At 68.3% G+C, this 12,444-nt stretch carries 15 protein-coding genes and 3 tRNA genes; 15 read left to right on the top strand and 3 right to left on the bottom strand.

Annotation, left to right across the window (positions count from 1 at the left end; translation table 11 throughout):
• Position 1: 1 nt before the first annotated feature.
• Together ACZ5Z0_RS08050 and ACZ5Z0_RS08045 are read right to left on the bottom strand one after the other, a co-directional pair.
• Positions 2-1,051, bottom strand: coding sequence for a DMT family transporter (locus ACZ5Z0_RS08050; RefSeq protein ID WP_464110654.1), 1,050 nt, complete (start codon positions 1,049-1,051; stop codon positions 2-4).
• A gap of 98 nt (positions 1,052-1,149) precedes the next feature.
• Positions 1,150-2,031 (bottom strand): ArgP/LysG family DNA-binding transcriptional regulator, encoded by an 882-nt coding sequence (locus tag ACZ5Z0_RS08045; protein WP_464110653.1) that lies wholly within the window; start codon positions 2,029-2,031, stop codon positions 1,150-1,152.
• 65 nt (positions 2,032-2,096) lie between these two features.
• Here ACZ5Z0_RS08045 and ACZ5Z0_RS08040 point away from each other — a divergent pair, with 65 nt between their 5' ends.
• On the top strand, positions 2,097-2,702 hold the full coding sequence (locus ACZ5Z0_RS08040; RefSeq protein ID WP_464110652.1) for a LysE/ArgO family amino acid transporter: 606 nt from the start codon (positions 2,097-2,099) through the stop codon (positions 2,700-2,702).
• A gap of 24 nt (positions 2,703-2,726) precedes the next feature.
• Here the strand turns inward: ACZ5Z0_RS08040 and ACZ5Z0_RS08035 are convergent, their stop codons facing one another.
• The gene (locus ACZ5Z0_RS08035; RefSeq protein ID WP_464110651.1) at positions 2,727-3,746 is read right to left on the bottom strand and encodes a PHP domain-containing protein; all 1,020 of its coding nucleotides are present in this window, start codon (positions 3,744-3,746) and stop codon (positions 2,727-2,729) included.
• 243 nt (positions 3,747-3,989) lie between these two features.
• Here ACZ5Z0_RS08035 and ACZ5Z0_RS08030 point away from each other — a divergent pair.
• From ACZ5Z0_RS08030 to ACZ5Z0_RS07965, 14 genes are all read left to right on the top strand, one after another.
• Positions 3,990-4,062 (top strand) — tRNA-Glu (locus tag ACZ5Z0_RS08030).
• 103 nt (positions 4,063-4,165) lie between these two features.
• A tRNA-Asp gene (locus ACZ5Z0_RS08025) sits at positions 4,166-4,239 on the top strand.
• Positions 4,240-4,287: 48 nt separating this feature from the next.
• A tRNA-Phe gene (locus ACZ5Z0_RS08020) sits at positions 4,288-4,363 on the top strand.
• Between the two features lie 256 nt (positions 4,364-4,619).
• Positions 4,620-5,069: a hypothetical protein gene (locus ACZ5Z0_RS08015; RefSeq protein ID WP_464110650.1), complete on the top strand. Its 450-nt coding sequence runs from the start codon at positions 4,620-4,622 to the stop codon at positions 5,067-5,069.
• A 98-nt stretch (positions 5,070-5,167) separates the two neighbouring features.
• Positions 5,168-5,629, top strand: a complete 462-nt coding sequence (locus ACZ5Z0_RS08010; protein ID WP_464110649.1) for an Asp23/Gls24 family envelope stress response protein — start codon at positions 5,168-5,170, stop codon at positions 5,627-5,629.
• Positions 5,626-5,817, top strand: a complete 192-nt coding sequence (locus tag ACZ5Z0_RS08005; RefSeq protein ID WP_349413242.1) for a hypothetical protein — start codon at positions 5,626-5,628, stop codon at positions 5,815-5,817. The genes ACZ5Z0_RS08010 and ACZ5Z0_RS08005 overlap by 4 nt, the downstream gene beginning before the upstream one ends.
• Positions 5,814-6,182, top strand: coding sequence for a hypothetical protein (locus ACZ5Z0_RS08000; protein ID WP_464110648.1), 369 nt, complete (start codon positions 5,814-5,816; stop codon positions 6,180-6,182). Before ACZ5Z0_RS08005 ends, ACZ5Z0_RS08000 begins: the two co-directional genes overlap by 4 nt.
• Complete coding sequence (locus tag ACZ5Z0_RS07995; RefSeq protein ID WP_464110647.1) at positions 6,179-6,868, top strand: hypothetical protein; 690 nt, start codon at positions 6,179-6,181, stop codon at positions 6,866-6,868. The genes ACZ5Z0_RS08000 and ACZ5Z0_RS07995 overlap by 4 nt, the downstream gene beginning before the upstream one ends.
• Positions 6,865-7,476: a hypothetical protein gene (locus ACZ5Z0_RS07990; RefSeq protein ID WP_464110646.1), complete on the top strand. Its 612-nt coding sequence runs from the start codon at positions 6,865-6,867 to the stop codon at positions 7,474-7,476. Before ACZ5Z0_RS07995 ends, ACZ5Z0_RS07990 begins: the two co-directional genes overlap by 4 nt.
• 253 nt (positions 7,477-7,729) lie before the next feature.
• Complete coding sequence (locus ACZ5Z0_RS07985) at positions 7,730-9,022, top strand: ABC transporter substrate-binding protein (protein ID WP_464110645.1); 1,293 nt, start codon at positions 7,730-7,732, stop codon at positions 9,020-9,022.
• 6 nt (positions 9,023-9,028) lie between these two features.
• Positions 9,029-10,066 (top strand): carbohydrate ABC transporter permease, encoded by a 1,038-nt coding sequence (locus tag ACZ5Z0_RS07980; RefSeq protein WP_464110644.1) that lies wholly within the window; start codon positions 9,029-9,031, stop codon positions 10,064-10,066.
• The gene (locus tag ACZ5Z0_RS07975) at positions 10,063-10,953 is read left to right on the top strand and encodes a carbohydrate ABC transporter permease (RefSeq protein WP_464110643.1); all 891 of its coding nucleotides are present in this window, start codon (positions 10,063-10,065) and stop codon (positions 10,951-10,953) included. Before ACZ5Z0_RS07980 ends, ACZ5Z0_RS07975 begins: the two co-directional genes overlap by 4 nt.
• 24 nt (positions 10,954-10,977) lie before the next feature.
• Positions 10,978-11,232, top strand: coding sequence for a hypothetical protein (locus ACZ5Z0_RS07970; protein WP_464110642.1), 255 nt, complete (start codon positions 10,978-10,980; stop codon positions 11,230-11,232).
• A 107-nt stretch (positions 11,233-11,339) separates the two neighbouring features.
• Positions 11,340-12,437, top strand: coding sequence for a LacI family DNA-binding transcriptional regulator (locus ACZ5Z0_RS07965; RefSeq protein WP_464110641.1), 1,098 nt, complete (start codon positions 11,340-11,342; stop codon positions 12,435-12,437).
• Positions 12,438-12,444: the final 7 nt, after the last annotated feature.

Raw genomic sequence — 12,444 nt, 5'->3', positions numbered from 1 at the left:
TCTAGGCCCCCTGCTTCGGGGCGGGACCCTGGCGGGAGCGGCGCCGGGTGAGGGAGACGCCGGCGAGGCAGATCACGCCGCCCACCAGGCCCCAGATGGTGGGAATCTCGCCCAATACCAGCCAGGAGATCAGGATGGTGGTGCCGGGGACCAGGTAGGTAGTGGCCGCGAGCCGTCCGGCGTCGATCAGGGAGAGCGCGTACGCCCAGGTGGTGAACGCGATCGCGGTCGGGAATACGCCGAGGTAGACCAGGCCCAGCGTCGCGGGCAGCGGCCCCGCCTGCAGCTCCGCGACGAGCTGGCCGCTGAAGGGCAGGCAGCACACCGCACCCACCATGATGCCGAACCAGGTGGCCTGGGCTGCCGGGATCTTCCGAAGCACCGGCTTCTGCACGATCACGCTCACCGCGGCGAGGGCGGCCGCGAGCAGGCAGAGCAGAACCCCGGCCACGTCCGCCGTCGAGCGCTGGCCGGACCCGAGGGCAATCACCGCGACGCCGCCGAATGCGACCAGGCTGCCGATGATCAGCCAGCGCGGGAAGCCCTCCTTTAGGATGATCCCGGCCATCACAGCCACGAGGATGGGGTTGACGTTGATCAGCAGGGCGGCCGTGCCGGCGTCGAGCATATGTTCGGCGGCGTTCAGGGCAACGTTGTAGCCGCCAAACCACATCACGCCGTAAGCCAGGATGGGCCACCACTCGCGGCCCTTGGGGAACGCGGGCGCCTTGCGGAACTGCGGCAGCACCACCAGGCCCAGCACGACGGCGGCCACGGAAAGCCGCCCCAGGGTCAGCGGTCCTGGGGAGAAGCTGGGCCCGACGGCGCGGATGCCCACGAAGGCCGACGCCCAGAGGACCACCGTGACCACGACGGCGGCGATCCCCAGCCTGCTGATCTGTCCCGGCCGAAGGGGCGCCTTGGCCGCGGCGGGCGGGGCCGCGTGCGAGGCTGCTTCGTGCGTGCTGTCGGGGTTCGTGGTACCGGGGTCTGCGGTGCCCGGGTGGGTGCTGTCCGGATGGGGGGAGCCTGTCTCGGCGGTTGTTGCCATGCTGCCAATCTAGCCCGTGCGGCGGCGTGGCGGCTGGCGGAAATCGGTCAGGTCTAGTCGGTTTCCTGCCAATGTTCCCGCGCGTGTTCCCGGCGGCCTCACCGGAGGACGCGTGCGGCGGCCTGGACGGCGTCCGCGACGTGGGCGAGCGCCGCCGAGCCACGCCGCCACTGCTGCCAGTAAAGGGCGACGTCCACATGGGTGCTCGGAGCGAGGACCTCCAGCGTTCCGGTCCGGAGGTCCTCGCCGATTTCGATCTCGGGCATCATGCCCCAGCCCATGCCCCAGCGGATGGCATCCCCAAACTCCTGGGCGGCCGGGATGTAGTGCCGCGGTGCTTGAACCGGGGAGCGGCCGAACCGCCGCAGCCAGCGGTCCTGCAGGTCGTCCTTGCGGTCATAGACCAGCACGGGGGCCTTGGCCAGCGCCGCCGCGGTGACGCCGGAGGCAAACCAGCGGCGGGAAAAGTCCGCCGTGCAGACGGGCAGGTAGCGCATGACGCCGAGCTTGCGCGACGAACAGCCCGGCACCGGCGCCGCCGTGGCCGTGATCGCGGCCGCCGCGGCGCCGGCGCGCAGGAGGTCGAGGGAATGTTCCTGGTCTTCCCGGAGGATCTCGAGCTGGACGGTGTCCCCGGCGGCTGCCAGGCCGGCCAAGGCCCAGGTGTGCAGTGAATCGCTATTGATGACCAGGGTCAGGCGCGTCCGTCCGTGCGGTTCCGCCGGCTCCAACTCCTGGGCGAGGTCCGCCGAGAGCAACTCCAGCTGCCGGGCAAACCGCACCACGGCCTGGCCGGACTCGGTGAGCCCCGGCGGCCGTGCCCGGGTCAGCACCGGACGGCCGACGGCTGCCTCGAGCGCGCGGATCCGCTGGCTGATGGCCGACGGCGTGACGGAGAGGTGGGCTGCGGCGGCGTCGAAGCTTCCATGCGTGATGATTGCCGCCAGCGTCCGGGCCTGCTCGGGCGAGATCTCGATCATTAGCCCATCTTAGGTAGGCCAAGAATGTTTAACTGGTTTCATCTGGCTACGGCACCTACCGTGGAATGGTGATCTTCCCCCTGGTTTCCGGCCTCTCCGCCGGGTTATCCCTCATCGTTGCCATCGGCGCACAGAACGCCTTCGTCCTCCGCCAAGGCATCCAGCGCTCGCACGTCGCCATGGTGGTGGCGGTCTGCGCCGTGTCGGACCTGCTGCTGATCCTGCTGGGCGTCGCGGGCATCGGCGTCCTCCTGGACCGGGCGCCTGCCGCCCTCGTGATGATCCGCTGGGCCGGTGCGGCGTTCCTGCTCGCCTATGGGGCGCTCGCTGCCTGGCGTGCGGTCCGCGGGGAACAGATGGACCACCCCGGAGACAAGCCGGCGGGCAGCAGGGCGGCCGTGCTCGCCACCTGTCTGGCCTTCACCTGGCTGAACCCGCACGTCTATCTGGATACCGTGCTGCTGCTCGGGTCGCTTGCGGCAGCCCAGGGCGAGTCCGGACGGTGGTGGTTCGCCGCCGGGGCCGGCCTGGGCAGCATTGCGTGGTTCACCGCCCTCGGCGCGGGGGCGCGGTTCCTGACGTCCCTGTTCCGGCGCCGGGCGGCGTGGCGGGTGCTCGACGCCATGATCGCCGTCGTGATGGTTACCCTGGCCGTGCTGCTGCTGGCCTGAGCACCGCACGTTCTTGACCTGGCCCTACCTGCCGCGAGCGGCCCACTCCAGCAGCCGGTCCACCGGCCAGGTGGTGATGATCCGCTCCGCGGGGACGCCGTTCCGGGCCGCCCGCTCAGCCCCGTATTGCAGGAAGTCCAGCTGGCCCGGGGCATGCGCGTCGCTGTCGACGCTGAAGAGGCAGCCGGCATCGAGCGCCAGTTGGATCAGTTCATCAGGCGGGTCCTGGCGCTCCGGACGCGCGTTGATCTCGACGGCGACGTCATGCTCAGCGCAGGCCGCGAACACCCGTTTCGCATCAAACTCCGACGGCGGCCGCGTCCCGCGCGAGCCGTTCAGGAGCCGGCCGGTGCAGTGCCCCAGCACCCGGGTGTGCGGGTCCTCGATCCCGGACAGCATCCGCCGGGTCATGGTCCGGCGGTCCGAGCGGAGCTTCGAGTGCACGCTTGCCACCACGATGGCCAGGCGGTCCAGCAGTTCCGGAGCCTGGTCCAGCGTCCCGTCCTCCAGGATGTCGACCTCGATGCCGGAGAGCAGGCGGATCCCGGCGCGGCCGGCGTCGATCGCTGCGACGAGGTCCAACTGCTCGCCGAGTCGTTCGGCGCTCAAGCCGTTGGCGATCCTCAGCGTGGGGGAGTGGTCGGTCAGGGCCACGTACTCGCGGCCCAGCATCCGGGCGGCGTCCAGCATGGCCTCGATCGGCGACCCGCCGTCGGACCAGTTGCTGTGCGTGTGCAGGTCCCCGCGGAGCTCCGCCAGCAACTCGCGGCCGCCCTCGGCAAGCGGCTCGGCGCCGCGTTCGCGCAGGCCCCCGAGGTAGTCGGGGACCCCGCCGTCGACGGCCTGCGCGATCACCTCGAACGTCCGGTCCCCGATACCCTTCGTGCGCTTGAGCCGGCCGTCCCGCAGGCGCGCGGCAAGTTCCTCGGGGGAGAGGCCGGCGATGAGCTCGGCCGCCTTCCGGAAAGCCTGCACCTTGAAGGTGGTGGCACGCTCGCGTTCGAGCCAAAAAGCGATCTCATTGAGGGCAGTGGCGGCATCCATCTGCCCATCATCCGCACAACGGCACCGGCCTTGTCCAGACCCTTGTCCAGGCCCTTGTCCAGACCCTTGTCCAGACCCGGTCCGGAGCGTATTCCCGCGTTGTTGAGCTGATTTTGGAGTTTCCGGAAGTTGGCCCTATAGTTTTATAGGTCCAGTTCGGAGGAACCCGAAGGGCGCAAAACGGAAGGCTTAGGCCCTTGTTTTTTGCCCTCGTTTCAGTGGGTTTTACCGGATGGCGTCCTGGCCCCCATCGTCTAGCGGCCTAGGACACCGCCCTTTCACGGCGGCGGCACGGGTTCGAATCCCGTTGGGGGTACGCAAGGAACTGGTCAGGCCGGATGAAAAAGTCTGGTAGGCTAAAGGCCTTGAAAAATTGCAGTAGCGATACTGCAGGCAGCAAGAAACAGTAGTAAAAGTAAGGCCCTGTAGCGCAGTTGGTTAGCGCGCCGCCCTGTCACGGCGGAGGTCGCGGGTTCAAGTCCCGTCAGGGTCGCTCTGATTGCCAGAAGAAATTCCGGCCGTCAAGGTGACACGTCACCTAGGCTCTGTAGCTCAGTTGGTAGAGCGTTCGACTGAAAATCGAAAGGTCACCGGATCGACGCCGGTCGGAGCCACCACTGGGAAGCATCAGTTCATACGAACTGGTGCTTTTCTTCTTTAATCCGGCCATCGGCTGCTCCGTAGCGGCCTTGTTGGGACGTCAAAGCGGCCGTTATGGAGCAACCGACGCGGTTCGGGGCGTTTCGACGGCGGCACGCGGGTTTGGGGACACGCCGACGGGCCCGGCTAGACTCGCACGCTGGGGAAGAACGCCATTGCCGCGGCCGGTCCCTGGGAGAGGTCCGCGGCGCAATCTCGACCAGAAGAGTGACTTTGAAAAAGACTGTACGTCCGTTGACCGCCGCCGCCCTACTCGCCGCCCTGGCGCTGACCGCTTGCTCGGCACCGGAGGCGGCAAGCCCGCCGTCGTCGTCCGCTGCCCCGGCAGCGTCGGCCTCCGCAACGCCCAGCCCGACCAAGACGTCGGGCCCCTACGGCGACTTCCCGACGGCGGCCGAGGCCTGCAAGACAATCTCGGAGCAGGCCACGGGCGCGTCGTTGTTCCCGCTCTCGGCAGCCCAAGGAAAGACCGCCGAACTCGAGCAGCTCAAAGCCGAACTCAGCCGCACGGCCGAGCGCGTCCCGGACAGCCTGAAGGCCGACTTCGCCAAACTCAACCAGGTGGCCGTGGCCGGCCTGAGCGACCAGACCATCTACTCCAGCGGCAAGTTCCAGGCCGTTATGGCACCCGTGACGGGCTGGATCGCCACCAACTGCAAGTAGGCGACTGCACCCGGGCGGCCCTGTCGAAATCCCCCAAATCTGGCCCGACGGTCGTCCCCAAGGGCTAGGGTGGTGTCAAAGAGAAGGGGGAGTGCCACATGGAGTATCAGGATCCTCAGTCCGCACCAGGCCTGGAGGTGGTGCCGGCGGGGCCGGGCCGTGCCGCGACCGGCCGCACCGTCATTTCCGAAGCTGCCGTCGCCAAGGTTGCCGGCATCGCAGCCCGGGCCGTACCCGGGGTGTATTCCCTCGGCAGCGGCCCGTCCCGGGCCCTGGGCGCCTTCCGCGACGCCGTCGGCAGCACGGATCACGCCGCCGGGGTGCGCGCCGAGGTTGGCGAGACCCAGGTGGCCGTGGACATAGACCTCGTGGCGCTCTACGGCACCCCGCTCCATCCCCTGGCGGACCAGATCCGGGCGGCCGTCTACGCCGCCGTGGAGGAGCTCGTCGGGCTGCAGGTCATCGAGGTCAACATCGAGATCCATGATGTCTTCGTTCCCGGCCCGCCCAAGGCCCCGGCGCCCGGCGAGGCCCGGCCCATGAGGGAGGCACTCCAGTGAACCTGACCGTAGTCGGCATGGCCGCCGGCGCCTTCCTGGCGTTTATGTCCTTCGCCTTCGGCGTCTGGGGCTTCCTGGGCTCCCTGCTTTTCATGGCCCTCGGAGCCCTGCTGGGCCGTGCGGCGGAAGGGAAACTGGACCTGCGCAGCGTGTTTGACGCCATCACGGGCCGGCGTTCCTCCTCATGAGCGTCTCCGCAGGACGCCCGCTGGCCGGGCACAACCGGATCAGTACGCAGGCCCTCACGAGCCTCGCCCGCGCCGCCGCCGCCGAGGCGCTCGGCGTGCCGCCGCAGGACGTCCGGGCGGACTGGACCGACGACGGCGGCCTGCTGGCCCTCTCGCTCGTCACACCGATCGCCGTCCCGTCGCTGACCTCTGTGCTGCGGGACCCCGCCCGCGTGGCCGGCTTCGGCGGCCCCATCTGGGATCGGGCGGTTGCCGCTAAGGCGCAGATCCTGCGCCGCGTGACGGAACTCAGCGGCGCACAGCTGAGCCGGGTGGACATCCGCATCAGCGGCGCCAGCGTCAGCGACGGAGGGAGGGTGCGGTGAGCCACGCCGCCGAACGCCACCACCACGATGCCGCGCCCCACGAAGGAGCGCCCCAGGAAGCGGGCGCCGGCCCCGTCACCGCCCCGGCCCACGGACCCGACCTACTCCCCGGTGGGGCCAGGATGGAACGCGTCCTGGCACGGGAGACCACCTCATCCCGGGCTTTCGCCGCCGTCATTGCGGCCATCCTGGTTATCGGGCTGTGCGGCTACGCCCTGCTCGAGACCGCGGTGCGCGCCGTCGGGCAGCCGCCGTGGCTGATTGACCCGCAAACCGCTGCCGACCGGATCACTGCCCTCCCCACCGGGGTCGCCCCGCTGCTGCTCGGCGTCACCGGTGCCGTGGTCTTTGCGGCTGGACTCTTCTTCTTCCTCAACGCGGTGCCGCCCGGACGGCGGGCCCGGCACGTGCTCGTGGACCCGCGTGCCGCCGTCGTGGTCGATGACGAGGTGATCGCCTCGGCGCTGGCGCGGCGTGCCCGGCTGGCCGCCAACGTGACGCAGGAGCAGGTCATGGTGGTCGTCTCACGGAGGCAGGTGCTGGTCAATGTCCGGCCGACCTCCGGGGTGCCGCTCCGCGAGGCCGACGTCCAGGCGGCCGTCGAGGCCGAGCTGCGGGCCATGGCGCCGTCGCCCATGCCCGAGGTCCGCGTCAACCTGGCTGCCTCGGGGGTGATCGGCGCGTGAACGGAACGCCACGAATCCTGAACCGGATCCTGATCGGCGTCCTCGGCGCCAAACTCCTGGTCATCGGGGCGTTGCTGGTCCTGCTGGCCACGGTGCCCGCGGTCGGAAGCTGGTGGCAGGGCTGGTCCGCCGGGCTGTGGGCAGGCGTCCGCGGACTTTTCGACCAGACCAGGTTCCCCGGCCGGTCCGAAAGCTGGCTGTGGTTTGTCATGGTGTTCCTGCTGCTGGCGGTGATCGGTGTCATGGTGGCGTGGCTGGCGCAACAGGGCAAAGGTCGGGCGAACCTGCTCGTTGCCGCGGACGACGCCGGCGAGGTGCCCGGCAGCGTCCGGATCGGCGGCGGCGTGGCGGAACAGGCGCTCCGGGCCGCGCTGGCCGACCGGCCGGACCTGGCCGGCGCCACGGTGGCCACCTATGAGTTCGAGGGCGAGCCTGCCCTCCGGATCCGGGTGCAGCCGCGCCAGGGGGTGGCCCCGCACATCCTGGCCGCGGACGTCTCCGCCCTCGTGCAGGCGCTGGACGCCGTCGTCGGCAAGCGCACGCCCGTCCTGATCCATATCGGGTCCGGCGCGCGGTCCAGGTTCGGCCGCGCCGAGCGGGTGCGCTGACCAAACCCGCGCTGCGGCGCAGGGGCCGGCAGTGTTTTTTAGAAACACTTGCCCCACCCGAAACGCAGGCCCCAGCGCCCTCGCCGCCGCGGCGGCCCCGGGCTCGGGGACCGGATGCCTGTCCCCGATGCGGTTTCCATTGCATAAAGCTTTGATGTAAACGCTTGCATTCCGCACCACCGGGTCGCTAGTGTGATGGTCACCACACCAACTGCACCACCGGTCCAACCGGTACTCAGCGAGGAGCACCTGTATGAAAACCCGTAAATATCTACTTCCCGCAGCCGCGGCCGGTGTTCTGGCCCTCTCCCTTTCAGCCTGTTCAGGCGGCGGCGGAGGCGGCGGCGGCGGCGGGAGCACCGCGGGTGGCGGCGATGCGGCAGCCAACGTGGACGGCCGCGGCCCCATCACCTACGTCCAGGGCAAGGACAACAGCAACGTCGTCCGGCCGCTGATCGAAAAGTGGAATGCCGCGCACCCGAACGAAAAGGTGACGTTCAAGGAGCAGACCGACCAGGCCGACCAGCAGCACGACGACCTCGTGCAGCACTTCCAGGCCAAGGACGCCAACTACGACGTAGTCAGCGTGGACGTTGTCTGGACCGCTGAGTTTGCGGCCAAGGGCTGGCTCCAGCCGCTCAAGGACAAGACGGCGCTCGACACCGCCGGGATGCTGAAGCCGACCCTCGACGCCGCTTCCTACAAGGGCACCCTGTACGCCGCGCCGGAATCTTCCGATGGCGGCATTCTCTACTACCGCAAGGACCTGGTTCCCACGCCGCCCAAGACGTGGGACGAGATGATGAGCATGTGCTCGATCGCCAAGACCAACAACATTGGCTGCTACTCGGGCCAGTTCTCGAAGTATGAGGGACTCACCGTCAACGCCTCCGAGGCGATCAACTCCGCCGGCGGCTCCGTGCTGGACAAGGACGGCAAGCCGAGCCTGAACACCGATGGCGCAAAGGCGGGTCTCAGCAACCTTGCGAAGGCATATGCGGACGGCAACATCCCTAAGGAAGCCATCACCTACAAGGAAGAGGAATCCCGCCAGGCGTTCCAGGACGGCAAGCTCCTGTTCCTGCGCAACTGGCCCTACGTCTACAACCTGGCCACCACTGAAGGTTCCTCCAAAGTCAAGGACGTCCTCGGCATGGCGGCCCTCCCCGGCAAGTCCGGCCCGGGTGCTTCCTCGCTCGGCGGCCACAGCGCGGGCATGAGTGTTTACTCCAAGAACAAGGCCACCGCCCTGGACTTCCTGAAATTCCTCACCACCGAGGAGACGCAGAAGTTCTTCGCCACGCAGGGTTCGCTCGCTCCGGTGCTTACCAAGCTCTATGAGGACAAGGACCTGGTCGCCAAGCTGCCGTACCTGCCGGTGCTGAAGACCTCGATCGAGAACGCCGTCCCGCGTCCGGTGACCCCGTTCTACCCGGCCGTTACCAAGGCCATCCAGGACAACGCCTACTCGGCCATCAAGGGCGAGAAAGCAGTGGACGCGGCGCTGTCCGACATGCAGAAGTCCATCGAAACCCAGTCAAAGTAGTCCAACATGGCAACTGAATTAGGCCCGACGCCGGTCAAGACGCCGGCGTCGGGCGGGCCCGAGCTCCACCGCGCACCCAAGGGGGTGGGGGAGGACAACGTTATCGCGAGCCAGGGCAAGTGGGCATCGTGGCTGTTGGCCCCCACCGTCATCGCGCTGTCTATTGTCATCGTTTACCCGATCATCAGCGCCATCGTGATGTCCTTCCAGGCCGACGCCGGCCTGGATCCGGCCACCGGCCTCTTCACCGAGGGTGGCCCCGCAGGCTTCACGAATTACGTCAACTGGCTCGGCCAACAGTGCGCGGCGCCGGACGGCGGCACCGTTTCCTGCCCGCCGGGCACTCTGGGATCCCAGTTCTGGTCCGCGACGGCAACGACATTCTTCTTCGCGGCCGTTACCGTTGCGCTGGAGACCGTGCTCGGTTTCTGGATGGCCATGATCATGGCGCGCGCCTTCAAGGGCCGCAGCCTGGTCCGCGCAGCCGTGCTGGTGCCGTGGGCCATCCCCACCGCCGTCACCGCCAAGCTGTGGCTGTTCATCTTCGCCTTTGAGGGCATCGCCAACAAGCTCTTCAACGCCTCCATCCTGTGGACCGGCAGCGAATGGCCGGCCAAGTGGGCGGTCATCATCGCGGACGTCTGGAAGACGACGCCGTTTATGGCGCTGCTGATCCTGGCCGGGCTGCAGATGATACCGGCCGAGGTGTACGAAGCTGCCAAGGTCGACGGCGCCTCTGCGTGGCAGCGGTTCCGGCTGATCACCCTGCCGCTGGTGAAGCCGGCACTGATGGTGGCCATCCTGTTCCGCACCCTCGACGCGCTCCGGATGTTCGACCTCCCCTACATCCTGACCGGCGGCGCGAACAACACCACAACGCTGTCCATCCTGGTGATCAACCAGATCAGGCAGGGCTTCAACGTTGCGGCGGCGCTGTCCACCATCACGTTCATCATCATTTTCCTTGTCGCCTTCATCTTCGTGCGCTTCCTCGGCGCCAATGTCGTGGAGCAACAGACCGGCGCAACTAAGGGGAAGAAATGACCACCGCCGCGACCGAGCTGCGTGCGCAGCAGGACAAGGGACGCAAGACCGCCCAGAACCGCGAGAAGTGGGCCCAGGGCCGGACTTACATCAGCGCCGTCGTGATCCTCATCTGGTGCCTGGCCCCGGCGTACTGGATGGTGGTGACGGCCTTCCGCGAGGTGGGGTTCACCTACGACACCTCGGTCCTGCCGACCCACGTCACGCTGGACAACTTCAACACCGCGTTCGACACCTCCTTCGGGAACCACTTCGGCCAGGCGCTGCTCAACAGTGTCTTCATCGGCGTCGTGGTGACCGTGGTGTCGCTGCTGATCGGGGTGTTCGCCGCCTACGCCCTCGCCCGGTTGAACTTCCGGTTCAAGTACCTCGTGCTCGGGTTCATCCTGGGGGCCTCGATGTTCCCGGGCGTCGCCCTCATCACCCCGCTGTTCCAGTTGTTCACCAACATCGGCTGGATGGGGACCTACCAGGCCCTGATCATCCCGAACATCTCGTTCGTGCTGCCGCTGACCGTGTACACCATGACGTCGTTCTTCCGCGAAATGCCGTGGGAGCTCGAGGAGTCGGCCCGGGTGGACGGTTGCACCCAGGGCCAGGCGTTCCGCAAGGTGATCATGCCGCTCGCCGCGCCGGCCATCTTCACGACGGCAATCCTGGCGTTCATCTCCTCGTGGAACGAGTTCCTGATCGCCAGCCAGCTCTCCAGCGACAAGACCCAGCCGGTCACCGTCGCCATCGCGAGCTTCGCCGGCGCGCAGCCCAACCAGATCCCCTACACGGCGATCATGGCGGCCGGCACGATCGTGACGATTCCGTTGGTGATCCTGGTGCTGGTGTTCCAGCGCAAGATCGTGGCGGGCCTGACGGCGGGCGCCGTCAAGTGACGGCCTCGTGACGGCGGGTTTGTCATGACAGCCGGACAGAACCGCGGCGAGGTCCATCCGACGCACCGCAGGGTGCGCTCGGGCGAGGACTTCGACATCATCATCGGGTTCCTGGGCTTCTGGGCCCTGGTCCTGCTGGCGGTCACCGTCTGGATGGAGGTGACCGCCCAGCCGGCCCTCGGCTGGGCCCTGGGGCTGCTGGCCACGCTGCTTGCCCTGTACGGAATGATCCGGCTCCGGCGGCGGCTTCCCGGGCGGACGGCCACCCGGCGACGCTGAGCGCCGGCGTCACATGCGGCGCCGGTGTCCCAGCGACACTAGGATGAAACGGCGCCGCGGGGCGGTGCGCCGGCCGCGATTCTGCGGCCGGCCGATAAGGGGACACGGTGGCACGGACAACTGACAGGGCGCAACGCGGAGGCCACTCCGGCGTCAGCATCGAGGACGTGGCGGCGGCAGCCGGTGTCTCAACCGCCACCGTCTCCCGCGCCGTTCGAGGGCTGCCCCGGGTCTCGCCCGCCACCCGGGAGAAGATCCTCGACATCGCGCAGGCCCTGGGCTACGTGGCCTCGTCCTCGGCGTCCGGCCTGGCCACCGGCCGCACCCGGACCATCGGGGTGCTGGCCCCGTTCGTCAGCCGCTGGTTCTTTTCCAAGGCGATCGAAGGGGCGGACCGGGAACTGCACGGCCGCCAGTACAACCTGTCGCTGTTCAACCTGGGCGGCCACGGCAGCCACCGCGAGCGTTTGTTCAGCAAGACCATGGTCTACAAGCAGATCGACGCCCTCCTGGTCCTTTGCATGGCCCTGAGCCGCGAGGAACTGGAGCACCTGCAGAAGATCGACATCCCGCTCGTCGTCGTCGGCGGCCACGTCGAGGGCTGCGCGTACATCGGAATTGACGACTACGAGGCCGCGTCCACCGCGGTGCGGCACCTGATCGGCCTGGGCCACAAGGACATTGCGCTGCTCCACGGCGATGACGAAACAGACCTGAATTTCGACGTTCCGCGGGTCCGGATCAAGGCGTTCCAAGACGTGATGGCCCAGGCGGAGCTGGACGTCCGGCCCGAGTGGGACGAGTGGGGGGACTTCACCGTCCACAGCGGCCAGGAAGCGTTCCGGCGACTGTGGGACCGGCCCGGGCCCAAGCCCACCGCGATCTTCTGCGCTTCGGACGAGATGGCCATGGGGGTAATCTTCGAGGCCCGCCGGGCGGACGTCCGGATCCCGGACGATCTCTCGGTGGTGGGAATCGATGACCACGAATTTTCCGCCGCCGTCGGCCTCACCACCGTGCGGCAGCGCCCCGACGAGCAGGCCGAGCTCGGCACCAAGATGCTGCTCGACGAACTCGACGGCATCGCAGGGGCGGTGCGTTCCACGGTGGCCCCGCACCGGCTGATCGTGCGGAGCACGACGGCGGCCCCGCGCCTCGCGGAGCCGCTTGCGCCGGCGTCGGGCCAGCAGGCCAGGCGCCGCTAGGCGACGG

The organism is Arthrobacter sp. T2-23 (assembly GCF_055398325.1).
This window is presented reverse-complemented; position numbering and strand designations above follow the sequence as displayed.